Annotated in this window: 23 protein-coding genes; 8 read left to right on the top strand and 15 right to left on the bottom strand. The window is 52.7% G+C overall.

Features of this window, described 5'->3' with window-relative positions; translation table 11 throughout:
• Positions 1–34 precede the first annotated feature (34 nt).
• Positions 35–793: an SDR family NAD(P)-dependent oxidoreductase gene (locus tag F552_RS0108965; RefSeq protein WP_018151401.1), complete on the bottom strand. Its 759-nt coding sequence runs from the start codon at positions 791–793 to the stop codon at positions 35–37.
• Between the two features lie 150 nt (positions 794–943).
• Between F552_RS0108965 and F552_RS0108960 the strand changes: the two genes are divergently transcribed.
• On the top strand, positions 944–1,855 hold the full coding sequence (locus F552_RS0108960; RefSeq protein WP_018151400.1) for a LysR family transcriptional regulator: 912 nt from the start codon (positions 944–946) through the stop codon (positions 1,853–1,855).
• 4 nt (positions 1,856–1,859) lie between these two features.
• Here F552_RS0108960 and F552_RS0108955 read toward each other — a convergent pair whose 3' ends face one another.
• The 4 genes from F552_RS0108955 to F552_RS0108940 form a co-directional block, all read right to left on the bottom strand.
• The gene (locus tag F552_RS0108955) at positions 1,860–3,257 is read right to left on the bottom strand and encodes an MFS transporter (protein ID WP_018151399.1); all 1,398 of its coding nucleotides are present in this window, start codon (positions 3,255–3,257) and stop codon (positions 1,860–1,862) included.
• 265 nt (positions 3,258–3,522) lie between these two features.
• A complete protein-coding gene (locus F552_RS20055; RefSeq protein WP_018151398.1) occupies positions 3,523–4,110 on the bottom strand; it encodes a DUF4360 domain-containing protein in 588 nt (195 codons plus the stop codon).
• A gap of 56 nt (positions 4,111–4,166) precedes the next feature.
• Positions 4,167–4,760, bottom strand: coding sequence for a DUF4360 domain-containing protein (locus F552_RS0108945; protein WP_018151397.1), 594 nt, complete (start codon positions 4,758–4,760; stop codon positions 4,167–4,169).
• Positions 4,761–5,213: 453 nt separating this feature from the next.
• Positions 5,214–5,642, bottom strand: coding sequence for an ACT domain-containing protein (locus F552_RS0108940; RefSeq protein ID WP_018151396.1), 429 nt, complete (start codon positions 5,640–5,642; stop codon positions 5,214–5,216).
• A 244-nt stretch (positions 5,643–5,886) separates the two neighbouring features.
• Here F552_RS0108940 and F552_RS0108935 point away from each other — a divergent pair, with 244 nt between their 5' ends.
• Complete coding sequence (locus F552_RS0108935) at positions 5,887–7,212, top strand: chloride channel protein (RefSeq protein WP_018151395.1); 1,326 nt, start codon at positions 5,887–5,889, stop codon at positions 7,210–7,212.
• A 22-nt stretch (positions 7,213–7,234) separates the two neighbouring features.
• Here F552_RS0108935 and F552_RS0108930 read toward each other — a convergent pair whose 3' ends face one another.
• From F552_RS0108930 to F552_RS0108895, 8 genes are all read right to left on the bottom strand, one after another.
• A complete protein-coding gene (locus tag F552_RS0108930) occupies positions 7,235–8,083 on the bottom strand; it encodes a mechanosensitive ion channel family protein (RefSeq protein WP_051078295.1) in 849 nt (282 codons plus the stop codon).
• Between the two features lie 23 nt (positions 8,084–8,106).
• Positions 8,107–9,510, bottom strand: coding sequence for an HAD-IB family phosphatase (locus tag F552_RS20050; protein WP_018151393.1), 1,404 nt, complete (start codon positions 9,508–9,510; stop codon positions 8,107–8,109).
• Positions 9,511–9,632: 122 nt separating this feature from the next.
• Positions 9,633–10,097 (bottom strand): MarR family winged helix-turn-helix transcriptional regulator, encoded by a 465-nt coding sequence (locus tag F552_RS18920; protein ID WP_083917461.1) that lies wholly within the window; start codon positions 10,095–10,097, stop codon positions 9,633–9,635.
• Positions 10,098–10,389: 292 nt separating this feature from the next.
• Positions 10,390–11,007, bottom strand: coding sequence for a helix-turn-helix transcriptional regulator (locus F552_RS0108915; protein WP_018151391.1), 618 nt, complete (start codon positions 11,005–11,007; stop codon positions 10,390–10,392).
• 46 nt (positions 11,008–11,053) lie between these two features.
• A complete protein-coding gene (locus tag F552_RS0108910; protein WP_018151390.1) occupies positions 11,054–12,181 on the bottom strand; it encodes an aminotransferase in 1,128 nt (375 codons plus the stop codon).
• A 52-nt stretch (positions 12,182–12,233) separates the two neighbouring features.
• Positions 12,234–13,199 carry an ornithine cyclodeaminase family protein gene (locus tag F552_RS0108905; protein ID WP_018151389.1) on the bottom strand — a complete coding sequence of 322 codons (966 nt, stop codon included), beginning with the start codon at positions 13,197–13,199 and terminating at the stop codon, positions 12,234–12,236.
• A 110-nt stretch (positions 13,200–13,309) separates the two neighbouring features.
• A complete protein-coding gene (locus F552_RS0108900) occupies positions 13,310–14,080 on the bottom strand; it encodes an ABC transporter substrate-binding protein (RefSeq protein ID WP_026182546.1) in 771 nt (256 codons plus the stop codon).
• A gap of 51 nt (positions 14,081–14,131) precedes the next feature.
• On the bottom strand, positions 14,132–15,271 hold the full coding sequence (locus F552_RS0108895) for a succinylglutamate desuccinylase/aspartoacylase domain-containing protein (RefSeq protein ID WP_018151387.1): 1,140 nt from the start codon (positions 15,269–15,271) through the stop codon (positions 14,132–14,134).
• A gap of 402 nt (positions 15,272–15,673) precedes the next feature.
• Here F552_RS0108895 and F552_RS0108885 point away from each other — a divergent pair, with 402 nt between their 5' ends.
• The 6 genes from F552_RS0108885 (at position 15,674) to F552_RS0108860 (ending at position 20,367) form a co-directional block, all read left to right on the top strand.
• On the top strand, positions 15,674–15,940 hold the full coding sequence (locus tag F552_RS0108885; RefSeq protein WP_018151386.1) for a phenol hydroxylase subunit: 267 nt from the start codon (positions 15,674–15,676) through the stop codon (positions 15,938–15,940).
• Between the two features lie 87 nt (positions 15,941–16,027).
• Positions 16,028–17,020, top strand: coding sequence for a ferritin family protein (locus F552_RS0108880; protein ID WP_018151385.1), 993 nt, complete (start codon positions 16,028–16,030; stop codon positions 17,018–17,020).
• A gap of 10 nt (positions 17,021–17,030) precedes the next feature.
• On the top strand, positions 17,031–17,303 hold the full coding sequence (locus F552_RS0108875) for an MmoB/DmpM family protein (RefSeq protein ID WP_018151384.1): 273 nt from the start codon (positions 17,031–17,033) through the stop codon (positions 17,301–17,303).
• Positions 17,304–17,329: 26 nt separating this feature from the next.
• Complete coding sequence (locus F552_RS0108870; protein ID WP_018151383.1) at positions 17,330–18,874, top strand: YHS domain-containing protein; 1,545 nt, start codon at positions 17,330–17,332, stop codon at positions 18,872–18,874.
• A 10-nt stretch (positions 18,875–18,884) separates the two neighbouring features.
• On the top strand, positions 18,885–19,244 hold the full coding sequence (locus tag F552_RS0108865) for a phenol hydroxylase subunit P4 (RefSeq protein WP_018151382.1): 360 nt from the start codon (positions 18,885–18,887) through the stop codon (positions 19,242–19,244).
• Positions 19,245–19,305: 61 nt separating this feature from the next.
• Positions 19,306–20,367, top strand: a complete 1,062-nt coding sequence (locus tag F552_RS0108860) for an NADH:ubiquinone reductase (Na(+)-transporting) subunit F (RefSeq protein ID WP_018151381.1) — start codon at positions 19,306–19,308, stop codon at positions 20,365–20,367.
• A gap of 156 nt (positions 20,368–20,523) precedes the next feature.
• Here the strand turns inward: F552_RS0108860 and F552_RS18915 are convergent, their stop codons facing one another.
• Both F552_RS18915 and F552_RS20045 read right to left on the bottom strand, forming a co-directional pair.
• Positions 20,524–21,657 (bottom strand): response regulator, encoded by a 1,134-nt coding sequence (locus tag F552_RS18915; protein WP_018151380.1) that lies wholly within the window; start codon positions 21,655–21,657, stop codon positions 20,524–20,526.
• Positions 21,644–25,834, bottom strand: coding sequence for an ATP-binding protein (locus F552_RS20045; RefSeq protein WP_083917460.1), 4,191 nt, complete (start codon positions 25,832–25,834; stop codon positions 21,644–21,646). The genes F552_RS18915 and F552_RS20045 overlap by 14 nt, the downstream gene beginning before the upstream one ends.
• Between the last annotated feature and the right edge of the window lie 142 nt (positions 25,835–25,976).

The raw sequence follows: 25,976 nt of genomic DNA, 5'->3' as shown, positions 1-25,976 counted from the left end.
GATGAGATACAAAAAGAGCGTTCGGACTGCTGTATTACAGGAACATCCCGCCAGAGGCCTCGATACGCTGGGCATTCACCCAGCCGCAGCCATCCGACAATAGCGCGGCAACCACCTGGCCAATGTCATCTGGCAAGCCGGCGCGCCCCAAGGCTGTTTGAGCAGCGACAAACTGGTTTAGCGCCGGGTTATCCCGTACGGCTCCGCCGCCAAAGTCTGTTTCGATAGCGCCCGGTGCCAGGGTGTTGACGGTAATCCCCCGGCTGCCCAGTTCTTTAGCCTGATAGCGGGTCAGCACTTCCACCGCACCTTTCATAGCGGCATAAGCGGAATAACCAGGCAAGGCAAACCGGGTTAGCCCTGACGACACGTTTAGGATCCGCCCATGGTCTGCCATCAGCGGCAGCAGGTTTTGGGTCAGGAAGAACGGCCCTTTGAGATGAATGCGCATCAGCTGGTCAAACTGATCCTCGGTAGTATCGGCAAAGGCAGCATGCACGCCTGCACCGGCATTATTCACCAGAAAATCAAACGTCTGCCGTTGCCATTGCCCCGCCAGCACTTCCTTGACCGCCGCGGCAAAGGCCGGAAACTGCTGGCTATCGCCAACATCCAGCGCCATCGCGGCAGCACGGCCGCCCAAGGTCTCTATCTCAGCCACCACCGCCTCGGCGCTGTCGCGTTGATGTTGGTAAGTCAGGATAACGTCTACACCGCTGGCGGCAAGTTTCAGGGCCATATTACGCCCCAGTCCGCGGCTACCGCCTGTCACAATGGCTATTTTCTTGCTCATGATCTGCTCCTATTTGTGGGTTTACTCACCGGATGCCCGGCAATGTTCGATCGATGAAACAAGTTTATTGATTTAATTTACCGCCATAAATCAGGCGTATTTGAATATACTGTTATCCATATTTGAATAATCAGACTAACGGGGCTTGGTATGGATCAACTCACCATGATGCACATTTTTACCAAGGTGGCGGATCTCTCCAGCTTTACCCAGGTGGCCGATCAGATGAACCTGCCGAAAGCCAGTGTCTCCAACGCCATCCGGCATCTGGAGGCGCAGCTGGGGACACGGCTGCTACACCGGACCACACGCCGGGTGCAAATGACTCAGGATGGCATGGTGTATTACGAACGCTGCAAAGACATCCTGGCCGACATGGATGACCTTCAGCAGTTGTTCGCCTCTACGCAGACCGCGCTGACTGGCAGGCTAAGGGTGGATATGTCCATCGGGCTCGCCAAAAACATTCTGCTGCCGGCCCTGCCTGCCTTCATGCAGCAGCACCCGGCCTTGCAGATCGAGGTCAGCAGTACCGACAGGCGTGTGGATTTGGTGCGGGAAGGGTTTGATTGCGTGATTCGCGTAGGGGCATTGCAAGACTCTAGCCTGATTGCCAGACCGCTTGGATTTTTGTCGCAGGTAAATTGTGCCAGCAAGGCCTATCTGGAAAGGCATGGCACGCCCACCACACTGGCGGCGCTGGAAACGCACCAGATCATTCATTACCTGCCGTCGCTGGGCGCAAAGTCTTCCGGATTTGAATACTGGCAGCCAGATACTGGCACGGTTGCTTTCATGCCGTGCGCAGGCAACCTCACCGTCAATAATACCGAAGCCTATCTGGCCGCTTGCCTGGCCGGGCTGGGCATCATTCAGGTACCGTCACATGGAATACGGTCTTACCTGAACACGGGTCAGTTGGTCGAAATTCTGCCAGCGCACCGGGCGGCACCCATGCCGGTATCACTGGTGTATGCCAACCGACGCCAGCAGCCAAGGCGGGTGCAGATGTTCATGAACTGGGTAGAATCCATCATCAAGCCCTATTTGACGGATATCTGACCCATCAGACAATCTTGCGCTGCCAGAGACCAACCACCAGCCCCAGTGCGCCAAGGCCAGCGACAAAGATAAAGAAATCGGTACAAGCCCCCATCACGTCGGTCGCATTGCCCAGGGTCTGGTGGGTCACACCATAGCGGTGCAGTACGATACTGGCCACCGAAATCCCCGTAGAGTTCAACAGCTCGCGCATCATGTTCTTGGTTTGATACGCCTGGGAAAACACGTCTTCCTCAATACCGACAAAGGTATTGGAGGCGGCCGTCCCCTGCGCCAGAGATGCAAATGCGGCCAGGCACCCCAGGGTCAGCACCAGCCAGCCGGCAGGCCATACCCCGGCAGCAATCAGGCTCATTCCGCTACCAAAGGTAATCAGCACCACAAAAGCCGCCACCAGATATTTGCGCTGGGATGGATACTTGCCGGATAGATAAATGTGCGCATGGGCAATGCACAGCGCCGTCACGGACGTCATGCCCAGAATCAGGCCGGTCCCGGCCATTGGCAGCCCCAACCCCCTGGCCAGAAAAATGGGTAGCAAATAATAGCAGCTGGACAAAATCAGATAGCAAGATCCATACAACACCATGCCGGCGATAAAGCGGTCGCCCTTGAAACGGTCAAACGGCAACAGGGCATGTTTGCGCTGGTACTCATGACGGATGAACAGCACCAGCCCGGTCAGCGCCAAGAGGCCAAGCAGGATCAGGCCGGTTTTCCGCCGCACAAAATCGTACGGCATGCGCTCCAGCACGTACTGCAGGGCAAAGGCGGCAAACGCCAGGGTCATCGCCCCGCCCGGGTGCAAGGTCGATTTGCGGAACATGCCATCCGGGTCTTTGACAAAGTGGCACAACCAGGTCAGTGCAGCCACAATCACTAATGGGGCGATAAATACCCAGCGCCAGCTGTAGTGCGTCAGTAGCCAGGTGGCTGTGAACATGCCAATCGCGCTAAACCCGATAATGCCGGTCACCATGTAGCGGGTGGCTGTCAGGCGCCGTCTGCCGGCAAAGGTATTGATCTGCACCCGGGATGCGGTAAAGAAGGTGGCACCACCCAAGGCCTGCACAAAGCGCCCGGCAATAAAGACAGCCACGCTATCTGCCGAAAAACACACCAGCGCACCCACGGTAAACAACACCAGCGATAGCTGGATCAACCGGCGGTAACCCCAATGCTGAACAAACCATTTATGCAACGCAATCATCACGATAGCCGTGCCCGCATAGACCGCGGCAGACAAGCTGAACTGCTCTGGCGTGGCGCCAATACCTTCCGAAATATGCAAGGCAGAGAACGACACCATGACGTTCTGCATGAACTCTGTCGCCACCAGCAACATGATGGCGATCAACTGAAGAATTTGTTGGCGGGATAATGGTTGCAAAGCGGGGTTCATGGCAGCAGGTTTATCTTGTATTACCTAGATGGTCATCATGATAGCGATTTATCTGGCAAGTATATATATTAGCGCGCTAACCATGTGTACATTGCCGCGGCCAGCCCATTTTGGCTGGCAATAAAAGAAATCACAAACCGCTCACCGGATATCAAAAGCACCCTCTTCAAGGGTGCAGATGCCGCCATGTATCAGGCCAAACATGCAGGCCAGCATCAGGTGCTGCCAATGCTGCCGCTGGCCCGATACATGATGCTGGCACGCATCAGTTACAAGGTTTTAAATCAAAGTGATAGACCAGTGCTCCGCCTGGTGCGCCATCTGCCGTATCCAGAGAGGACATCGCATCCCCCGCCTGCAGATTGCCTTCCAGCGTTAACGATAGATTCACATTCAGGATGGCCGCTTTGCCACATCCCACCCGTTTCATCTGCCCTGCCCCGATGGTTTCTGTAAATGTGTAGTCACTTTCTTGCGGTCCCCGGATTTGGCGTTTGAATACCCGACCATGATCGTTATCGTGCGGTCCCAAAAAATACTGGACATTCAGTTCTGTCACCTGCTTTGCCGCCAGTTTTGCAAACCCCCGATAGTCCACTTTGTACACACCAATGGAGCGATTGGCCGGCAATAGCAAAGGAGCGGCAATACGGCACATTTTCATCTGCTTGCCGCCATTGGCCGCTGCACTGCTCTCCAGTGTGAACTGGTCAAATAAAATACTCAGTGATGTTCCGTCCGGAGACAGCACTACCGAATAGCTGCCTGCCGGACAGCCATTGATATCCTGCGCCCAGGTCGGCAATGCGGCCAGCCCGGCCAACACAAGCAGGCAATGTAATATCCATTTCATCGTCTTTCCCCTTAAAACCGGATGGTACACATCTGCAAGTACCATCCGTTTGGTGTTTAATGACACTGACGCCATTGCAGCTGGTAGATAATCCCTGCATTGACATCCTCAGAGTCGATAGACGACATGGCTTCCCGGTTGTAAACCGTGTTCACTCTCAAGCTCGAATTGGTACGCAGGTTCACGTCCACACCACAGCCTGACCAGACAATCGCCTGAACCGTCAGTACATTGTTGATCAGATAATCTTCTTCCAGCGGGCCACGAAACTGCCGCTGAAACGCCGGGCCTCTGGTACCGGCAAAGAAATACTCCACATTGAACTGTGAGGTTGCAGATTGCGGAAGATGGTTAAACCCGCGGAAGTCGACTTTCAGTACCGATACACTCAACCCTTGTGGCACATGCACCGGGATCGCGATATTACAGCTCTTGCGGTCAAAGCTCTTGCCTGTATTTCCCCCTGCCGCCACCTGATATTGGTCGAATAACAGACTCAATGATTTGGCATCGGGGCTTAACGTTGCGGAGACTGTCCCGCTTGGGCAACCTGTGCCGCCGTAGCCTGGGTCACCCAGCCGGATATCATCTGCCCAGGCGGCAGCACCAAATAGGGTTGCTGCCAGTAAAAATAGAATGTTTTTCTTCATGATGAATCTCCTGTGCTTGATCGTCCTGGCAAGGCCACCCGCATGCGTGTGACGGGCACGCTAAAGACAGCGTGCACAACCCAAACCGGCCAGAACATGTTCCATGGAATAACGGGACCCCGGACGCTGCACGGTGCGGAGACAAAAAGATGCAATGACGTGTGACAGAAAGGTGTTGCGTCACAGGTACGGGTGACAGCATCCGACATTGCATGCGCTTACCTCATGCAGGCACGCAGATACAACAGAATGAAGACTACCTTGAACCCGTGTTGGCATCTGTCTGCTGGCGTACAGAAGAAAACGGAAGACATACACAACCAGCGCATCAGCTGGTTGGTAAGCAGGAGGGATACGCCGAACGTCGTATGGACGATTGAAAACCGTGAATACAGAAAAACCCGCCCAGCGGGCAAGCAACACCCCGCTGGACTCAGGCATCAGAAAAGCTTGTCAGGCAGTGGCAGAACGTGACTTTGCCAGAGAATCCCGCTGCAGTTTGACCAGTGCATTCATGGCATCTTGCGCACGTGCAATCTGCACAAAGATATGATCATGAAACGCACCGGCGACAACATTGCAGCTAATCCCCTCCGCCCCCAACGCCGCGGCAAAGGCTGCCGTCAGCCCTACGGCCTGCAGGTCCGAATGTACCGTAAGAGAAATCCACGCCGCACGGAACATCACCGGCAGCCCCAGCCGGAGGGCATGTTCTTCAGAGAGAATCAGCGAGAGCCCTTCTGCTTCTTTCATGCTGGCGATGATGTCTTGCGCCGGTATATCCGGCATCATCTCTACCGAGGTAAACACATAGACGCCTTCATGCAGCTCGGGCGCCATGGTACTTAGCAACACATCCAGATCGGAAACGGAGTTTTTCATGGCATATACTCAATCAAGAACAATGCACCATCATAGACCACGTTTTAAGACCTGTTATTCAGTTGCTATTTTTTATCGGGAGGCTAAATAATTTTCAACACACTATGCAAGCTTACATTCTTATGTAAGCTCAGCAAAACCATCCATATGGTTTTGTACAAATGTAATTTATGATAAACTTTTCGATATCACTCAACCCGCCAGACGCCTTCTGGAATTTCCAATCCCTCAGAAATGTGACACCGTGCAACTCATCCAACTACGTACAACCATCAATCGCATCATACGTCACATTGACTGGAAGGTATGGCATGGCCGGATAGTCGTATGGTGCGCAGCCATAGCAGCAGCAATTACGATTGTCCTGTTTGCCAAACTGGTAGATGGTGTCATTAATGAATTCAACAGCTTACGCCGACTCTACTGGTGGAGCCCGTTAATCCTGACGACATTTGGCGGCATGGTAATTGCCTACCTTACCAGAAAATGGTTTGCAGGTAGCGAAGGAAGCGGTATTCCTCAGGTCATCGCTGCACTTCAAATGTCAGAGTCAGAATCTGACAAATCTGCACTGGTTTCTATCAGGATAGCGATTGGCAAAATTTTTCTAGGTGCAGCCGCATTGCTGGCAGGCTTTTCTTCCGGTAGAGAAGGCCCCTCTGTGCAGGTTGGGGCAAGCATCATGTATGAATTCAGGCGTTTTCTCCCCAAGCGATTCCCGGTCACCGCCCATCATTTGCTGCTTGCGGGCGGTGCGGCAGGGATTGCTGCAGCTTTTAACACCCCACTTGCCGGGATCGTATTTGCCATTGAGGAACTGGGCAAGAAATTTGAAGAACGCACCAACGGTGTCTTGTTAACGGCGATTATCCTGGCTGGGGTAATTGCGATATCAGTACAAGGCAACTACACCTACTTTGGTCGCCTGGCTGTAGACAAGGTGAGTCGTGACCTGTTTTTACCGATTTTGATGGCAGGTTTGATTTGTGGATTGAGTGGTGGGCTATTTAGCCGGGTGATGGTCATGGCAAGCAAACCCTGGCCGGGCTTTGCCGGTTTTATAAAAAGTCGCCATCCGATCATTTTTGCAGGCATTTGTGGATTGATCGTCGCATTACTGGGCCTGGCATCAAATGGCCTGGTGCATGGCAGCGGTTATACAGCCACCCAACAAGCGCTGGAAGGTGACACGGCCCTTCCCTTTCTGTTTGCTTTCGAGAAAATGCTGGCCACCCTTGTGTCTTACTTTGCAGCCATTCCGGGCGGCATATTTGCGCCCAGTCTGGCTGTAGGCGCAGGCCTTGGACAAGATCTGTTTCATCTGGGCCTCGGGCATATCAGTGGTACAGCCTGGATGGCCTTGTGTATGGCGGGGTTTCTGGCGGCGGTAACACAAGCCCCTATCACCTCTTTTGTCATTGTCATGGAGATGATTGACGGTCATGCCATGGTGATCAGCCTGATTGCGGTTGCGTTCATCGCAAATTTCATCTCTAAATTGCTATGCCCGCCGCTCTACCATACCTTGGCGGGTAAATATTTAGGCAAGGCAGACACGCATAAAACCTGAGCTAAGCGAACATGCACAGGTTTCAAGCCTGGTGGACGGTCAATTGCGGGAATGGGAAGGTGATATGCTGCTGATCAAACGCATACTTTATCCTTTTCAGGTACTCGCGTTTAATCGCCCATTGTTGCAACGGCAGTACCTTAAACCGGCCTTTCAATACAATACCGGACTCACCCAGCTGGTCTACACCAGCCATCTCAAAGTTCTCTAGTATTTTGGGGCCCAATAGTTCGTCTTTCTGAAGCACGCTTGCGACATCATTCATGACAGACATGGCTCTATCGATGTCCTCTTCATAACCGATACAGACTGTCACAACGGCATAAGCAAAACCACGGGTCTTGTTAACAACCGTTGAAATCGTGCTATTGGGTAAGAAATGCACATTGCCGTCATAATCTCGCAGTTGCACATAGCGTAATGTCACCTCCTCGACAAAACCTTCATGCCCATCGACGCCAATCACGTCACCCTGACGAATCTGATTCTCGATCAATATAAAGAACCCGTTGAAATAGTCTTTCACCAAGCTTTGTGCACCAAAACCGACAGCAAGTCCCACCACGCCGGCAGCCCCAAGTATAGGCGCCACAGAGACACCCAGCTCAGAGAGAATGAGCATTGCGGCAATCAGCGAAATAATCACGGCGATCAAGTAGCGAAGCACTCGACCAATTGTTTCGGTTCTCTTGATGGTTTCTGCATCATCCATTGAAGATGCAATACGCACCCTAAGCGCGATGATGCTTTTCTGGGTAGTAGAAATGGCAAGCCAGGCCACTATCATGATGAACAATATGCGTATTGCGGCAGAAGAAATGTGAGAGACACCTAGCAATGCCTCAGACAAGTATGACAGCAACACATCCATGCTATGGCCTTCCGCTACACTCATTAATTTGCAACAGAATCCGAAAGGGACACGAAATCCAGCAATGAACTTAACCGATGAATAGTATGATCGGCTAGGGTGCTCACTACCGGATGTTTAGGCTGAAACGCGAAACCAAGATCACTTGCGGTTAGAAGGCATCCATCATTCAGGTTATCGCCAATTGCAATGACATATTCAAAAGGCTCTTCCCGCAAAATATTCAACTGATGAAGTGCATTGCTTTTGCAACATTTATGCATTTGGCAACCCTCTGTTTCTAGCTCAAATACCGGATTGATCCTGAATCCGCCAGTGCACACTTCTTTCTTGAATTGCAGTAAATGGGCTAAAGCAAAATCTGCAAATACTCGCTTTCGAATGATTTCAGCGGCAATATAATAACTATCACTGACAATCCCGACGACATAGCCGTTCTGCTTCAAGACCTTGATCGTATCCATCGCATCTTTTTGCAATGGCATCGCCTTGGCTGCTTCAACAAAAGTCGACTTGGGTACATCCTTGAATAGTCTCGCTATCGCATGGCTTCGGGTACTATCGTCGCTATCCGGACTATCCAGCAATCTAGAAAGTTGATCTTGCAGTTGAGTCAACTCAGCGAGCTTCTCTATGTAGCGGCCAAAGGTCAGCGTTCCGTCCATATCAAAGATAGCCAGCTTGTTTGCTTTATGGGTCGCACTGGAAGCCATATCGATTTCAGCCTCTAGCTGCCGTTCCGCTTCTATGACTTCATCAACCTGATCCGCATGAAACCTGTCGGCGTTTCTAGCATACTTCATGATGGTCCTACTGACCTGCACGGCCATGCGGGACAAGTTCTCCAGCGACTGACTGTCATGTTCCAGTTTGCCAATATTGACCTCGGAAATTTTCGCGCCTTTTTGAGCAGCATCCAGCAAAAGACCAATGTCGACACCGTAATCATCCTCAAACTCAAGCTGATTCAATAGTGACTTTCTGGCTGCAATAATGCCGCCCAGCGGTTGCTTGAAATGTGCCACTTCCGGGAAAAATGTTTTCAGCAACGGTTTAGCGGTTAGCTCAGTGACCCTGCCACCAGCGCGTCCAAACGAAGCTTTCACAAAGTCAGTGCTCCCAACCACAAGAGGGTGAATTAATCGCTCTATCATGCCGGTTTCCAGGCCGTTCAAATCACCATCCAGATATACAAGCAGATCGAAATGGGCATGTTCCAGTCCGTCCTTCATGGACGCCCCTTTGCCCAGCAAGGAACTGGTGATGACATAGGCCCCAGCTTCACGGGCCAATTGTGCCGTTGCGTCTGTAGAACCATCATCAATGACAATGACCTCGCCGACGACTTTGCTGTCCGTCGCAAACCGGACAACATCTGCAATCCGTTTTTCTTCATTGAGTGCCGGAATAATGACAGATACAAGCATGCGGTTTCTCCTGCTTTGGTAGTTTCAAACAAATACATTTGTACAAATATATTTTATTAAAGTGTAACACCAAATACAGGTTTAACAACGCAAAAAGTCGACGAAGGGAGATAAGAGGCTAGTTAAAGGTCCGCCAGCGGGGTATGTTTTGCAGCAGGGTCAACGTCCATTTTTCCTAACAGCATGTCAAGCGCGCCTTGAATTTGACGCAATTCATCGGTGGATAATTGCTTCAAGGTTGCTGGCAACAGACCTTCTGCCGGGCCTGGCGCCTTATGCAAAATCGCCTTGCCAGCTTCTGTCAGAAAAATATTGGTAACCCTTTGATCTGTAGATGATTTTATTTTTTTTACCAATCCGTCCTTCACCATTCGTTCAATCAGGTTGCTAGCGGTGGATTGATGTATGGAAAGTTTCTCTGCAATTTCTGTGACACGCAGTGACCCCGCCACGTTAATACATGACAACACCCAAAGCTGGGAACCACTGATATCACATTTTTTCTCGATTTCATGAAAATGTGTCCGGACAGCCCGAAATACCATTCGAAACTGCTGTAGAACTTCGACATCAAGCGGAGTGGTCATGACTGAAACGTCAAAAATAAAGGAGATGTGATTTTAGCTGATTTTGCAGTAATCAGGCCGATGCTTTTGTCTAGGCAGACTTCCACGGTGTTGTAACCATGCAGATTTAACAAGTTGGCACTCACAATACATTTGTATAAATGTAATTTGCTGTGCTATGTTTAAAAAAGGCTATGATGTGATTGGACAAACATATTAGCAGCCGTTGAAGAGCAGAGTTTAGTCAACTTAGCAACTCATAGCCCTTGCCAGGAAACTGGCAGGGGCTTTTTTACACCAGTAAAATAACACTTTATTTACCCTTCAGTTCCCGCAGGTACTTGAAGACCGTTGCCCGCCCCATGGAGAGTACGTTGGCGATATAGTCCGCCGCACTTTTGGCGTTAAAAGCACCCTCATGGTACAGCGCGGTGACCAGTGCTTTTTTCTGGGCCTGGCTGATGGCAGATAGCGATGTCTGATGCTGGTTTAGCCAGTGATGCAAGAAGGTATTGATCTTCTCCTGCCAGTCATCCTTAAAGAGCTGCTCGGGTTGCGGTTGCAGGCGGGTCACGGACAAAAACAGGTCTAGCGCATTGCGAGCGTCTTCAAAGACCGAGATATTCATGTTAATGCACACCACAAACACCGCTTGTTTATTGGTGTTTCTGACCAGTACGCTGACCGAGCGGATTTTCCGGCCATCCCAGTTGAGCTTCTCATAGGGGCCGATGACTTCTGCATCTTCGTTAAAGCCGATCTCTTCCAGACCGGACGGGTCACCCAACTGGCGCTTGGACAGATTATTGGCAATGTACACCACCTGCTGGGTGGCCAGATCATGAATCACGACTTCCACATTGGGAAAGAACAAGGAAGAAATCCCGTCCGCCATGGCGGCATATGAGGTAAACAATGTGTCTTTCAGCATTGTATCTGTTGCTTCTTTCAACCTTGTTCTCCGTAGTGTGGTCAGGTTACTGTTTTGGCAATTCTCTCAGGAACTCGGACACCAGCGCCAACCCTTTTTTCAGCACCGCCTGGTTATTGGCGTAGCCAATGCGCAGATAACCTTCCATATCCAGCGCGCTACCCGGGGTAAACATCACCCCTTTGGCGGCCAGCAGGGCCATGCAGAAATCCCGCGAAGACATGTTATGGGTGTATTTCAGCAAGGCAGTAGTGCCAGACTTGGGCTTGATGTAACTGATATCCGGTTCGCCGGCCACCCAGGCGTCCAGAATCGCCAGGTTTTCGCGCAGCAGCGCGTGGTTACGCGCCAGCAGCTTGTCACGGTGCTCCAGTGCCAGCGCGGCAAAGTAGTCATCCAGCACACCGATGCTGATGGTGTTGTAGTCGCGGTGGATTTCGACCTGCTTCAGTAATTCGACCGGCCCGGCAATCCAGCCTAGCCGCAAACCGGCCAGTGAATACGCCTTGGACATGCTGGCGGTGCTGATGCCTTTCTCGTACAGGTCAGCGATAGAGGCCGTATAACCCGTCCCCGCCTGGTCGGTACCCCGATACACTTCGTCACACAGCACATAAGCGCCAACCGAACGGGCAATCTCTACAATCTCCAGCAAAAAGGCCTGATCCATCAGCGAGCCAGTCGGGTTATTCGGGTTATTGATGGCAATCAGCCGGGTCTTGTCGTTGACCAGCGACTTCAGTTCCGCCAGATCCGGCAAGAAGGCGTTTTCTTCGCGCAGTTTCAGAATCTGTACATCCGCGCCATAGCTTTCCGGGATGGAGTAATGCTGCTGGTAGGTGGGCAGCACAGAGATAACGCGGTCACCCGGCTCCACCAGTGTCTCGTACACCAGCGCATTGGCCCCGATGGCACCGTGGGTGGTGAGCACATTGGCGGGTGTCTGTCGCGCATACAAAGAGGCAATCACGGTACGCAACCGCTGCGAGCCTTCAATGGCACCATAGGTCATCTTGATCGGGGTGATGTCAGACAGGATGGTGTCGGTTTTGCCGGTCAGTGCCAGCAGCTCGCCAAAGGTAATGGATTCGACACAGGTTTCTGCCAGGTTGAATTCGCATTTAGTCTCGAATTCGTTCATCCATTGTTCTACGCCAAAGGTTCTGATTTTCATCTTGTGTTCTCCAGGTGTCTTGCTTGCTGCATTAATAAGAATGATATGACGGTTAGCGGGTTTGTGCCGTATAAGCTTTGAACAATGCCGTGGCAATAGCCACGTCTTCCAGCCCCAGGCCGATAGAGCGGAAGAACACATGGCGCTCATGGTCCGGCAAAGCAGCCTGGCCCGAGAGCAACTCTGGCAAGTCGCCCACAATCTGCCCGGCATGCCAGCCATGCAGCTCTGTGGCAATCTGCATCTCGCCGGCGCTCTGTGGTGTGGTCTGACGGTAGTCGCAGTACACATCCATGCCGGGCAGGCTGGCAGGCGGTATTTCATGGGCCTTGGGGGCATTGGTGCTGATCGATGTGATCAGGCAGGTTTTAGTCAGGATAGTTGGGTCCAGCACCGGCCCGGCAGAGGATGTACACAGCATGACGACATCCGCCGCCCGGCTTGCTTCTGCCAGCGTATCGCACATGACCACCCGGCTATCCAGCGCTTGCAGCCGATGTCTGACGTCTTCTGGCAGTTGGGCCAGGTCTGCCGCAAACAGGCGGATTTCTGTCCAGGCCCGCAAACCGGCGACGTGCCGCAAATGCGCCTGCCCCACTGCGCCCAGCCCGACCAGCGTCAGGATGCGGGATTCGCGCCTGGCCAGCGCATCCACGGCCAGCGCCGTCGTCGCGGCAGTTCGCTCGATGGTCAGCAACCCGGCATCGCACAACAGTAGCGGTTGCCCGGTTTGCATGGACATCAGCAACGACCAAGCGGTAACAATGGGCCGCCCACCCGTCGGAATGTAAGGGGACAGCTTTACCCCAAAAACGTGCTCATCGGCCATCACGCCCGGGTAACAGATAAAGTCACCCTTGCCTGCCGGGAACAAAGACAGCGTTTGTGCCGGCTGGGTTGCAGTGCCTTTGGCCAGCGCACGGAACATGTCCGCCAGAATGCCTTGCGTCGGCAAGCCAGGTAAAAAGTGCTGGACGGTAGTAGCATCCAGTACGGGAATCGTCGTCATGGTTTGCATGGTTATCCCCTTGCAGGGTCTTTCTATCTTGTGGTTTTTATAGGGGTAGGCAATCCGGTGCATTAACCTTCAGGGCTAACACACCGGACAAGCACACACCTTGAATCGGCTTAAATCGAAATATCAAAGTCAAAATATTTCTTCATGATCTTGGTGTAGGTGCCGTTGGCCTTCACCTTCATAAACGCGTCGTTCAGTGCTTTTTGCAGTTGCGTATCTTCTTTACGGATCGCCATGCCAATACCTGCGCCCAGCAGCGTATCTTTCACGGCCGGGCCGGCAAAGGTATAGCCCTTGCCTTCCGGCTTCTTCAGAAAGCCTTCCTGGCCAGAAGTGGCATCCACCAGCGTGCCCTGGATGCGTTGCGCAACCAGATCCGCATAGGCCAGGTTCTGGTCTTCATAAGATTGCACATCCACGCCATTCGGTTTCAGACGCTGATTGGCAAAATCCTCCTGGATCGACCCGCGCAACACCCCGACCGTCTTGCCTTTCAGCGCCGCAACCGTTGGCGCCAGCGCAGTACCCGACTTGGCAATCAGCCGTGTAGGTACCTGATACAACGGCACGGTAAAGTTCACGGCTTGCTTGCGCTTTTCGGTAATGCTGATGGCCGAGTTGATCACGTCAAACTTCTTGGCTTGCAGCGCCGGGATCAATCCGTCAAACGGCGTTTCCACCCATTCGCATTTGGCCTTTAGCTGCGCGCACAGCGCGTTGCCAAGGTCCACGTCAAAGCCGGTCAGTGCCCCTTTAGCATCTTTATATTCAAACGGCGGGTATGCGGCTTCCACCCCAAAGCGGATCACTTTGATCTCAGCGGCCTGTGCCCCCAGCGTACTTGCCGCCAGCCCCAGGCCAATCCATAGTGCGCGTTTCATTTTCTGCCTTTCCATTCTGACTCCTTCGTAGCGCATGGCGCCGGTTAACATTCAAAAATCTTTTAACAACCCACCGGGTAAACGGTCTGCCAGCGGCGTCATCCCGGCCAGCAGGGCAACCCGCTGCCCTGCTCTTACCAGCTTGATGTGATGCCGGACCACCACCACACCATCCACCCCGCTATAGAGCGGCACCCGGGGCGTATCCAGGCCGGCATCCATGACCACTACTTCGGCTAGCAACTCACCCTGGCGGATCGAGTCACCTACCTGTTTTTTGTACACAATGATGCCGGTTGCCGGGCTATAAACGGGGGCCACTCCTTCAAGCGGGTAGATGCAAATCTCCTCGTCCGGCATCACCTCATGTGGCGTCTCTAGCTGCACCAGGCCTTCCGCAGCCAGAAACCGCAAAATTCCCCTGGCGTCATCCAGCGCAACGGCATCGTCTACATCGGCCTGACCTCTAAGCTCCAGCGTCGCAGAGAAGCCCTGCAATGCTTCATCTACCAGCCCCGCCTGGCGCAAGTGCTTCCAGGGTTTGGCATAGCTTTCGTCAAACGGCTTGCCGCCGGCTTCTTCTTCCAGAAACACGGTTTTCACGCCGGTGGCCCGTGCCAGCCGCCTGGCCCGGTCGGCCTGATCGGTGGCGCTGTAAATATGCAAGATGCTGGACGTATCGCAATGCAGATCCAGCACCAGATCATGCCGAAACGCCTCTGCCAGCAAATGCTGCTTGTTGCAGGCCACCGGATCGAGCGGGGTATGGCGGGCCAGCAGTGACTGAAACGCCGCTTTGAAGGCCGTAATGTCATTCTTTTGAAACCGGAAACCAGCAAGCGCTGCGGCAAAGTCCTGCTGGATGCACGGATAGTGACGGTTAAAGTTTTCTCCGCTTTCCAGATAAAAGCGCCCCGTCACATGGCCAAATGTCTTTTGCGCCATGCCGACCGGATTGGCATACGGCGCCAGCGTGACCTTGCCAAGTACCCGCCCTTCTTTATCCAGCGCATTCAGCAGATGCCCCAGGTGATGCATGACCAGCAAGCCCGGATGCTCATCCGCATGGATACCGGCATGGATATAGGCGCTACGCGCCACCTTGCCGCCATCAAATGCATGGAAGACCAGAAAGCTCTGGTTCCCGGGTCCTAATGCTGGCAATGCCTGCTGGTGTTTTTGATAAGCCATGTCGATCTCGATGTAAACTTTTTAGTATCTTATGTACTTTTTATCTACAAAGTCAACGAATAATTTCCGGACGCCATCGCAGGCTTAAATACAATTAGCGTGCTAACAGATAACAAGACGGACAGGACGTGCATCATCCATGCCAAAGACAGACCAACAGGGGCGAGTATCCAAAATCGGCAAAATGTATTGATAAATTCAGCAGTTATGCAGAATTGATAACACATTAACCAACAGCAAATGGCGCAGATGCTGGGCCTCTGCCGCCATGCCGCCATTGGCCATGAAAAGTACAATTTTTCACATCAATCGTCCATTCTCTCGCCCTCCCTGCTTTGGTCAAATAGCGCCTAGACATGCACTGCTGCATGGGCATGGCAACAAACAAGGAGCAAAACCATCATGACTACCCCTACCGTGTTTGATACCAGCAAGAAGTTTGTCCGGATCATGGAAGAACAAGTTAACGGTCTGGTGATGTTCGAGTTCTCGGTTGGAGAACCAGAAATGATGGTGGAGCTGGTCATGCCAAAAGAGGCATTTACCCGGTTTTGCGATAGCAATCAGGTGATCTACCTGACGGATACCCCGCCAGCACAGCCCGATGAGCGCCGCGATAATGACTGGGACTGGCGCCTGAGAGACGCCACCCATCAACGCTTCCGCTAAACCCTTCACGTGTAACCGATTTCCCGCAACAGAATACCCGGCAGCCCGACACGGCGGCTGCCTGCATCCAAAAGAGGAGAACCCGAGATGCAAATCGATTTGCGCACTGTCAGCATTACCCCGCTGCGCCAGACGTTTGGCCACCTGGCCCGCCGCATGGGGGCAGACAAACCGGCCAGCCGTTACATGGAAGCCACCATGGACCTGCAACCAGTGGAGAACTTTCATTACCGCCCGACCTGGGAGCCGCAATACGACATCTTTGATGCCACCCGCACCAAGATCGTGATGAAAGACTGGTACGCGCTGAAAGACCCGCGCCAGTACTACTACGGCACCTGGACACTGGCCCGGGGTCGCATGCAGGAAACCGCCGAGGGCGACTTTGATCTGGTCGATGAACTGGGGCTGGCTGCGGCCTACCCGGACGCCGGCAAAGACCATGCGCTGAGTGTGTTTCTGCCGCTCCGGCATGTGGCTTGGGCATCCAACCTCAACAACGGTTATGTCTCTGCCTACGGCTATGGCATCGCCATTACCCAGGCCGCCTGTTACGCCAGCATGGACCAACTGGGCGTGGCGCAGTATGTCACCCGCCTTGGCATGGCCTTCAATGACCTGGACGCACTGGCCAGCGCCAAAAATGCCTGGCTGAATGGCCAGGAATGGCAAGCCCTGCGCCACTGGGTAGAAGACCTGATGGTAGAGAAAGACTGGTTTGCCTTGATGGTGGCACAGGATTTTGTGCTGGACGGCCTGCTCTACCCGCTGATCTACGACCGTTTCAACGACAAGCTCAACGACACCTATGGCCCGGTGTTCTCCATGCTGACCCGCTTCCAGCGCGAATGGTTTGGTGAAACCGCCAAGTGGATGGACAGCATCCTGAAAGTGGCTGCAGCAGAAAGCCCGGAAAACAAAGCCGTGCTGGCCGGCTGGATCAATACCTTCCGCGAACGCGCCGTCAATGCACTGATCCCGATCGCTGAGATCGCCTTTGGCGACACCGCCGGCAGCGAGCTGGACGACGCCGTACAACAACTTCATGCCCGCGCTGCCAAAGCCGGCATTGCGCTGTAAAGGACACCCCATGGCATCCAACGCATTTATCGCTTTTCAGAAAAACGAAGAAACCCGCTGCATCGTCGAAGCCATTGTCGAGGACAACCCGGAGGCCATCGTCAACGAACAACCCGCCATGGTGAAAGTGGACGTCCCCGGGCGGCTGGTCATCAAGCGCGCCACCGTAGAAGAAAAAATGGGCCGTGATTTTGACCTGCAAGAACTGCAATTGCACCTGATCACCATTTCCGGGCATCTGGACGAAACCGACGACGAATTCACCCTGAGCTGGAACAGCTGATAGCCAGCCCCCAAGGAGACACGCACATGGATATGAAAGTGGCTAAAAAGCTCGGCCTGAAAGAGCGCTACACCCTGATGACCCGCGACCTGGCCTGGGATACCACCTACCAGCCAATGGACAAAGTATTCCCGCAAGTAACTTTTGAGGGCATCAAGATTCACGACTGGGACAAATGGGAAGACCCCTTCCGCCTGACCATGGATGCCTACTGGAAATACCAGGCAGAAAAAGAACGCAAGCTGTACGCGATTCTGGATGCCTTTAACCAGAACAACGGCCACCTGTCCGTGACCGATGCCCGCTACATGAACGTGCTGAAACTGTTTCTGGGCTCTACCCCGCCGCTGGAACTGATGGCCGCCCGCGGCTTTAGCATGGTGGGTCGCCAGATGGTAGGCGCCGGCCCGCGCGTGGCCTGCCAGATGCAGGCGGTGGACGAATACCGCCACTTCCAGACCCAGATCCACTCCATTTCCAACTACAACAAGTTCTACAACGGCATGGACGAGTTCGCGCACCAGCAGTCGCGCATGTGGTACCTGTCTGACGGCAAATCGTTCTTTGACGATGCCATCACCGCCGGGCCGTTCGAATTCATGGTCGCCATCGGCTTTGCCTTTGAATACGTGCTGACCAACATCCTGTTTGTACCGTTCATCTCCGGCGCCGCCTACAACGGCGATATGGCCGCCATGACCGTCGGCTTCTCTGCCCAGTCAGACGAAGCCCGCCACATGACCCTGGGCCTGGAATGCATCAAGTTCATGCTAGAACAAGACCCGGACAACCTGCCCATCGTGCAGCGCTGGATCGACAAATGGACCTGGCGCGGCACCCGCAAGCTGGCCTCTGTTGGCATGATGATGGATTACATGCTGCCCAAACGCATCATGAGCTTTAAAGAAGCCTGGGAAATCTACTTCGAACAGAACGGCGCCGCCCTCTTTACCGATCTGGCCCGCTACGGCATCACCGTACCCAAGTGTTTCAGCCAGACCATCGAAGAAAAAGAGCATGTCACGCACCAGTCCTGGATCGGCTTTTACATGAAGCCGGATGCCACCCCTTTCCACACCTGGATTCCGGGCAAGGAAGAACTCGACTGGCTGTCAGAAAAATACCCGAACACCTTCGACAAATACTACCGCCCGGTCTACGAGTTTCTGGACCAGCAGGAAAAAACCGGCAATCGCTTTAACAACAAGACTCAGCCGATGAACTGCCAGGTGTGCGTCAGCACCATCAAGTTCAACGAACCGGGCGACCCGATGTCGACCTGCTTCCGCGAAACCAGATACAAAGGCGAGAAGTTCCACTTCTGTTCGGACCACTGCAAAGACATCTTCGAGCACGAGCCGGAGAAATACGTCCAGACCTATATCTCGTCACACCAGGGTCTGCAAGGCAATTGCGCCCCGGAAGGCGTAGATGTGAACGCACCAGACTTTAACCCGGGCGATCACATTGCCGACTACTGGAAACTGGACAAGCGCGCCACCGGCGACTTCAACGGGTCAGAAGACCAGAAGAACTTTGCCGCCTGGCGTGACCAGGCCACCAAGAACTAAGGAGACAGACATGGCGATCAAGGCACTGGCAGATTACGACTTCCCCTCCAGCGATGCGCTGGAAAACTACAAGGGCAAACAGTTGCTGTATATCAACTGGGAGCGGCACCGCATGTTCTCCCGCCCGTTTGTACTGGCACTGACTCCGGATACACCGTTCTCGGTCATCGTCGACCAGTACATCACCAACTGTTACAGCTACCACCCGGACTTTGCCCATATCGACTGGACCCAAGTCGTCTGGCAGAACTCGGACACCGTGTTTCACCCGGACATGACCAAAAGCCTGCAAGAGAACGGTATCGGCCACAAAGACCTGATCCGCTTCACCACCCCGGGGCTGGACGGCATTGCCGGCACGGGTTACTAAGTCTGCAACACACACCGGCCGGCGGGTTTTCAGCACCTGCCGGTCTGGCGGAGAACACACCATGAGTTATGAACTCACCATAGAACCGCTTGGCCGCACCATCGAGGTAGAAGACGGCCAGACCATTCTGGATGCCAGCCTGCGCGCCGGCATCTACCTGCCCCACGCCTGCGGCCAGGGCTACTGCGCCACTTGCAAGATATCCATCACGGATGGCGAGGTCGACCACGCCAATGCATCGAACTTTGCACTGATGGACTACGAGCGTGAAGAAGGCAAAACACTGGCCTGCTGCGCCCGGCTAGAGGCCGATACCGTCATCGAAGTCGACATTGACATCGACGAAGATGCCCGCAACCTGCCCGTCAAAGACTACCAGGGTACCGTCAGCCGCATCGAAAACCTCACCCCGACCATCAAGGGCATCTGGATCAAACTGGATGACGGAGAGGTGCTGGATTTTCAGGCCGGCCAGTACATCAACCTGCCACTGCCCAACGATATCGGCATCCGCGCCTTCTCGCTGGCCAACCCGCCCAGCACCGGCAACGAGATCGAACTCAACATCCGCATCGTGCCCGGCGGTGCAGGCACCACCTGGATTCACAAAGAACTCAAGGTGGGCGATACACTGCACTTTACCGGCCCCTACGGCCGCTTCTTTGTGCACAAATCCGCCAATGTGCCGTCCCTCTTCATGGCCGGCGGCTCCGGTCTCTCCAGCCCGCGCTCGATGATCCTCGACCTGCTGGATGAAGGCTCAACGCAACCCATCACCCTCGTCTACGGCGCCCGCAACCAGACAGAGCTCTACTACCATCAGGAATTCCTGGCACTGGCAGAGAAACACCCCCAGTTCACCTATGTACCTGCCCTATCCGACGAGCCGGCAGACAGCAACTGGACCGGCTTCCGCGGCTATGTACACGACGCCGCCAAAGCCCACTTCGACAACGACTTCCGCGGCCAGAAAGCCTACCTGTGCGGCCCGCCCATCATGATCGAATCCTGCATCACCACCCTCATGCAGGGCCGGCTGTTCGAACGCGACATCTATACCGAGAAATTCTTCTCCGCTGCAGATGCGCAGCAGGTGCGCAGCCCGTTGTTCAAGCGGGTGTAGGTCGTTAGTTGTTGCAATGAAAAACCCCATGCAGGTGCATACCTGCATGGGGTTTAAGGGAGCATGCTCCGGAAAACTCCGGTAGTCAGATGGATCGGGAACATCTCGGGCAAAAGCCTGGCCACAACTGCAGGTGCCTCTACACCCAGAACCTGATCACACTGTTTCTGGCAGTAGCGTTTCCAATACCTCGTCATGATCTTGATACGCTTCGGCAATACGTCGGAAATCTTCCTCAATGTCCAGAAATACAGCAACCAACTCTGGGTCGAAATGTTTGCCATTGCCTTCGCGAATAATGCTCACTGCTTTTTCGTGGCTAAATGCAGGTTTATAAACACGCTTGCTGATCAGTGCATCATATACATCCGCAACGGCCATCAATCGGGCTGAGAGTGGTATGTCCGTCCCTGCCAAGCCTTGCGGGTAACCGCTGCCATCCCACTTTTCCTGGTGAGAGTATGCAATTTCACCTGCAATTTTAAGAAAACGCTCCTCGCCATCCAGATGTTTTTCCGCTCGACGAATCGCCTCCAAACCCAGTGTCGTGTGGGTTTTCATAATTTCAAATTCATCGTCGTCCAGTTTGCCTGGCTTAAGCAAAATGCTATCCGGAATACCCACTTTCCCGATATCGTGCAGAGGAGCAGACTTGTAGAGCAGGTCGATGGTCATATCGTCCAGCATCGGCGCAAACTTTGGATTTTTCCGCAGTTGCAGCGCGAGTGCTTTGACATAGCGTTGTGTACGCAGAATATGGTTACCCGTTTCGTTGTCACGCGTTTCAGCCAAAGAGGCCATGGCAAAAATGGTGACATCCTGAATTTGCTGCACCTGCCGCGTACGTTTTTGTACCTCTTGCTCCAGCCAGACATTGTGATGCGCTAACACATCCCGACTTTGCTTAAGTGCCACATGCGTTTGCACACGCGCCGTCAGCACCATCGGATTGATCGGTTTGGTGATGTAATCTACCGCCCCAAGATCAAACCCTTTCCGCTCATCTTCACTCTCGCTCCGGGCCGTCAGAAAAATAATGGGAATATCCGCAGTATTGGGCTGTTGCTTCAAGCGCATACACACTTCATACCCATCCATTTCCGGCATCATGATATCCAGCAGAATCAGTGCGGGTTGTGGCTCCTGTGCGGCCATTTCCAGGGCAAGCATGCCATTGGTTGCAACTCGCACCTTGTAACTGTCCTTAAGCAAAGAACTGACAAGACGCAAGTTTTCCGGGGTGTCATCTACAACCAGAATGCTCGCTTTAACAGGTTCAGTGTTGGTCATCACGTAGTCCTTCAATAACGGAGGAGAGTACATCTAGCGCCGCCCGAAACTCATACTGGTAAATATTCTTTTCTAGCGACTCATAATCATCTTGAGATAAGAAGTTGCAAAGGTGATCGGCATGGTCAATCCAGTAATCAATCGCCTCTCCATCTTGATCAGCAAGATACACGGATAATTGTTTAAGAACTGTTAATATTTCTGCAGAAAACTCCCCCCCCGTGCCAGCCGCCACGCGCGGGGCGCCTGGCACGGCCTGGCGAATAGCAGCGACCTGTACTGACAACGCCTCCAAGAACGCAGATGCATCCTCTGTCATGAACGAGCCTTGTTGCAAAGCCATTTCTAATGTACGTGCATGTGCAGACAGCGTGTCTGCACCAATATTGCCAGCCACCCCTTTGAGGGAATGAAGCAGCGCCGCTAATTGCCTCTGATCATTTGTTGCTAACGCAGCACGCAATTTATGATCGTATTCTTCGTGGTGTTGCACAAACTGCTGCAATATCTGCCGATAAATCGCCTGCTTTTGATTAACACGCAACAAGCCGGCTTCTACATCTAGCCCCGCAACAGCAGGAAAGACCGTCGCAACATGCACCTCATTGGCATTATCCGTCCTCAGTGTTTGCTGCAATGGCCTTTGAGGCGTCAGTCCTCCCCAGCGAGCCACCGTCTGCAGGAAACTCACCGGATCAATCGGTTTGCTGACATGATCGACCATGCCAGCCTCTATACACCGTTGGCGTTCCTCAACCATGGCATGTGCTGTCATTGCGATAATAGGAAGCGTAGCAAATCTAGTATCCTGACGAAGTCGACGAGTAGCCTCAAAACCATCCATTCCCGGCATTTGCAAATCCATTAATACGACTTGATATGTCCCGTCGGATGCGGCCATGAGCTTCTCCATAGCCTGTTGACCATCAATCGCGACATCCACTGTCGCACCTGCATCCTGTAACAGTTCAACCGCAATCTGCTGATTGATCAGATTATCTTCAGCCAACAAGATATGTATTCCGTTCAGTGGACGAGATAACAGGGAACGACCATCCAGCATTTCTTCTTTGGCTGCCGCATACTGATTAGCATCCGCCACAGGGAGCTTCACGATAAAACTGAATTCCGAACCAACACCAGGTTCACTTTCGACCGCTACATCACCACCCATTGCTTCGACAATGCACTTGCTAATACTCAGCCCCAGTCCTGTACCACCATACTTTCTGGTGGTCGAACCATCTGCCTGAGAAAACGGCTGAAACAGCTTGTCGCATTGGACGGGCGTCATACCGATGCCCGTATCACGTACGGAAAAACGCAATTCGGCCGTATCCTGAGACAAGCTCAGTAATGTGGCACTGACTTCTACCCTGCCCCGCTCAGTAAATTTCACCGCATTATTGGTCAGATTGATCAAAACCTGGCCTAAACGCAGTGGGTCGCCCAAAAAGTGAGTGGGTACATCGGGGGCGATATTTATGCTAAACACCAAGTTTTTTTCTTGCGCACGTCCACCCACAACGGTATCTACCGATTCAAATACCTCTTGTAGTGCAAAAGCAATATTTTCCAATTCCAGTTTTCCTGCTTCAATCTTGGAGAAATCCAGAATATCGTTAATGATTCTCAGCAAAGAATTAGCAGCCAGGTTGGCTTTGGAAATATAGTCCCTCTGACGAGCATCCAGATCTGTTTTCAAAGCAAGATACGACATGCCAATAATCGCATTCATGGGTGTCCGTATTTCATGACTCATGTTTGCAAGAAAATCGGATTTTAGTTTAGTCGCCTCTAGCGCCATATCACGCGCCTGCGCCAATTCCGCTTCTGCATGCTTGCGTTGCGTAATATCACGCACAAATGAGCTAAAGGTAAAATTGTCACCTATCTTGACTGGCCAAATAGACAATTCAACGTCAATTTCACCCGCATGCCGTGTAAGTGCCGACGTCTCAATTCGCCGATTAATCAGCGTACTTTCACCCGTCTCGATAAATCTTCGCAAGCCCGTTTCATGCATCATCCGGTAAGGCTCGGGCACAATCAGATAATGCAGACGCTGGCCTAGCGCCTCTTCTCGACGCCAGCCAAATATTTGCTCTGCCGCAGGATTCCAGTCAATGATGACGCTATCAGCATCAATCGTTACGACGGCATCATTCGCAGTCTCCAATAAATTACGCGTCCGCTCAGCCGCCAATGCCAGTTCCTGACTAGCATGCTCTGCATGCTCCTTGGCTTGACGCAACTCTTCTTCCGCACGATTTTGACTTTCGTTCGACAGGGATATCCACCATGATGCAATGCTGGCCAGTACAATGAGCCCAAAAAATACCCGATACTGATACGCACCAATCTTTTCAATCACCTCGAGAGACAATGTCTTCGTGCCACCTGGTAGCGTCACCCACATGGTGAGCGCGATCAGGCTGACCATGAAAACCCATAGCAAAGAAATGCTCGCAATGCGATCACTTATCGACCTGGATACCGGTCTAGGCCAAAGTGCAATTAACACGGCCTGCACCGCATTGCTGCACATCTCTTTTAAAGAATGGGTTGTTGGTTTACAGACATCTTTACAGTTTGGCTCCAGCGTACAGCACAAGGAGCAAATGGTGACCTTATGGTAGGGGCAATAAGCCGCATCGGCTTCTACGTAGTGATGATCACAGATACCACACGTGACCAGTGCATTCGAACGAGCCTGATAATGGCTGGATCGGGCAATGTAATATTTTCCTTTTGTGACCCACGCCATGATGGGTGCCAAGACCGTTGCTATGGCCGCGGCAATCAGCCATGAATACGCTTGTGCATAGCTCCCAAGCAATCCACTAAATGCAATTGTAGAAATAACCGAGGCAACCACCATACTGACAACGCCTACAGGGTTGACGTTAAAGAGGTGCGCACGTTTAAACTCGATTAATGGCGGGCTCAAACCCAGAGGCTTATTGATGGCCAGATCGGCCACCACGGCGCAAATCCAGGCCACAGCGATGTTCGAGTACAATCCGAGAACGCTGTTCATCGCCTCGAACAAATTCAGCTCCATCAACAGCAAGGCAATCGCGCTGTTAAATACCAGCCAAACGACGCGCCCGGGATGCGAATGGGTCACCCGGGAGAAAAAGTTTGACCATGCCAAAGAACCCGCATAAGCATTCGTGACATTGACTTTAAGCTCTGAAACACAGACAAAAATGACACCGACCAGCAAGGCAGCATCAGGGTTGCCAATCGCATAACGGTAAGCCGTATTAAAAATCTGTATGGGTTCCTTGGCATCAACAATGGCGATACCGGATACAACGGCCACAGCGGCCAGCAGCATCCCCCCCAGTTGCTTAATAAATGCAATGACAATCCAGCCAGGCCCGCCTGCCAGCATATTAAACCACCAGGAAAACCGGCTATGTTTTTGGTGCTCTGGCATAAAGCGCAAATAGTCAACCTGCTCGCCAATTTGTGCAATCAGCGAAAATGAAATGCCGGCAGCAATCCCGAAATGATAAAGATCAAACGTACTACTCTTGGATGTCTCACCGACAAAATGCGTCATCGCCTCAAGTGCACCTGGCTCACGCGTCAGCACATAATAAAAGGGGATGACCAGCAAAATCAGCCACAAAGGCTGGGTCCACTGATGAAAACGGTTAATGGCGGTCACCCCATAATAAACAATCGGAATCACAACCACAGTGCAAAGGATATAGCCCAACCATATGGGGATACCAAAACCCAGCTTGATGGCTTGTGCCATGATGGCCGTTTCGACGGCGAGAAAAATAAAGGTAAACGAGGCGTAAATCAGCGAGGTAAAAGTAGAACCGACATACCCAAAACCCGCAGCACGGGTGAGCAGGTCCATATCAATATTGTACTTTGCCGAGTACTGGCAGATGGGTAATCCCGCAAGGAAAATAATCAACCCGGCAAAAATCACCGCCCACATCGCATTGCCAAAACCAAAGTCCAACAACAGCAACGCACCAATTGCCTCATAAGAAAGTGCAGAGTTAGTGCCAATCATGGTATTGCCAAGTACAGATGGCGACCACTTGCGGAAACTGGAGGGAGAATATCTTAACGCATAATCTTCAATAGACTCATTGGCCACCCAGCGGTTGTACTGCCGTGGCGTTTTTTCGGGAGTGGGTATTGACATGTCGCCAGCATCTCCAAGACTTAAAAAAAACAGACACTAAATAGAAAAAATTGGTTGGCTGCAAAATGCTCCCAACATACTGCAACCAGCATCATTACGCCAGATGCTTTTGTTTTCTCTGAGTATTTATCTTTTATATTTA

This window comes from Leeia oryzae DSM 17879, from assembly GCF_000376945.1.
Classification (GTDB): Bacteria; Pseudomonadota; Gammaproteobacteria; order Burkholderiales; family Leeiaceae; genus Leeia; species Leeia oryzae.
This window is presented reverse-complemented; position numbering and strand designations above follow the sequence as displayed.

Bases quoted from the DNA above. Each gene is read 5' to 3' on its own strand.
- F552_RS20045 (WP_083917460.1), bottom strand. From the start codon at position 25,834: ATGTCAATACCCACTCCCGAAAAAACGCCACGGCAGTACAACCGCTGG.
- F552_RS20055 (WP_018151398.1), bottom strand. From the start codon at position 4,110: ATGAAATGGATATTACATTGCCTGCTTGTGTTGGCCGGGCTGGCCGCA.
- F552_RS0108870 (WP_018151383.1), top strand. From the start codon at position 17,330: ATGGATATGAAAGTGGCTAAAAAGCTCGGCCTGAAAGAGCGCTACACC.
- F552_RS18920 (WP_083917461.1), bottom strand. From the start codon at position 10,097: ATGACCACTCCGCTTGATGTCGAAGTTCTACAGCAGTTTCGAATGGTA.
- F552_RS0108960 (WP_018151400.1), top strand. From the start codon at position 944: ATGGATCAACTCACCATGATGCACATTTTTACCAAGGTGGCGGATCTC.
- F552_RS20050 (WP_018151393.1), bottom strand. From the start codon at position 9,510: ATGCTTGTATCTGTCATTATTCCGGCACTCAATGAAGAAAAACGGATT.
- F552_RS0108945 (WP_018151397.1), bottom strand. From the start codon at position 4,760: ATGAAGAAAAACATTCTATTTTTACTGGCAGCAACCCTATTTGGTGCT.
- F552_RS0108905 (WP_018151389.1), bottom strand. From the start codon at position 13,199: ATGCAAACCATGACGACGATTCCCGTACTGGATGCTACTACCGTCCAG.
- F552_RS0108915 (WP_018151391.1), bottom strand. From the start codon at position 11,007: ATGCTGAAAGACACATTGTTTACCTCATATGCCGCCATGGCGGACGGG.
- F552_RS0108880 (WP_018151385.1), top strand. From the start codon at position 16,028: ATGCAAATCGATTTGCGCACTGTCAGCATTACCCCGCTGCGCCAGACG.
- F552_RS0108940 (WP_018151396.1), bottom strand. From the start codon at position 5,642: ATGAAAAACTCCGTTTCCGATCTGGATGTGTTGCTAAGTACCATGGCG.
- F552_RS0108955 (WP_018151399.1), bottom strand. From the start codon at position 3,257: ATGAACCCCGCTTTGCAACCATTATCCCGCCAACAAATTCTTCAGTTG.
- F552_RS0108865 (WP_018151382.1), top strand. From the start codon at position 18,885: ATGGCGATCAAGGCACTGGCAGATTACGACTTCCCCTCCAGCGATGCG.
- F552_RS0108965 (WP_018151401.1), bottom strand. From the start codon at position 793: ATGAGCAAGAAAATAGCCATTGTGACAGGCGGTAGCCGCGGACTGGGG.
- F552_RS0108930 (WP_051078295.1), bottom strand. From the start codon at position 8,083: ATGGATGTGTTGCTGTCATACTTGTCTGAGGCATTGCTAGGTGTCTCT.
- F552_RS0108885 (WP_018151386.1), top strand. From the start codon at position 15,674: ATGACTACCCCTACCGTGTTTGATACCAGCAAGAAGTTTGTCCGGATC.
- F552_RS0108900 (WP_026182546.1), bottom strand. From the start codon at position 14,080: ATGAAACGCGCACTATGGATTGGCCTGGGGCTGGCGGCAAGTACGCTG.
- F552_RS0108895 (WP_018151387.1), bottom strand. From the start codon at position 15,271: ATGGCTTATCAAAAACACCAGCAGGCATTGCCAGCATTAGGACCCGGG.
- F552_RS0108910 (WP_018151390.1), bottom strand. From the start codon at position 12,181: ATGAAAATCAGAACCTTTGGCGTAGAACAATGGATGAACGAATTCGAG.
- F552_RS0108875 (WP_018151384.1), top strand. From the start codon at position 17,031: ATGGCATCCAACGCATTTATCGCTTTTCAGAAAAACGAAGAAACCCGC.
- F552_RS18915 (WP_018151380.1), bottom strand. From the start codon at position 21,657: ATGACCAACACTGAACCTGTTAAAGCGAGCATTCTGGTTGTAGATGAC.
- F552_RS0108860 (WP_018151381.1), top strand. From the start codon at position 19,306: ATGAGTTATGAACTCACCATAGAACCGCTTGGCCGCACCATCGAGGTA.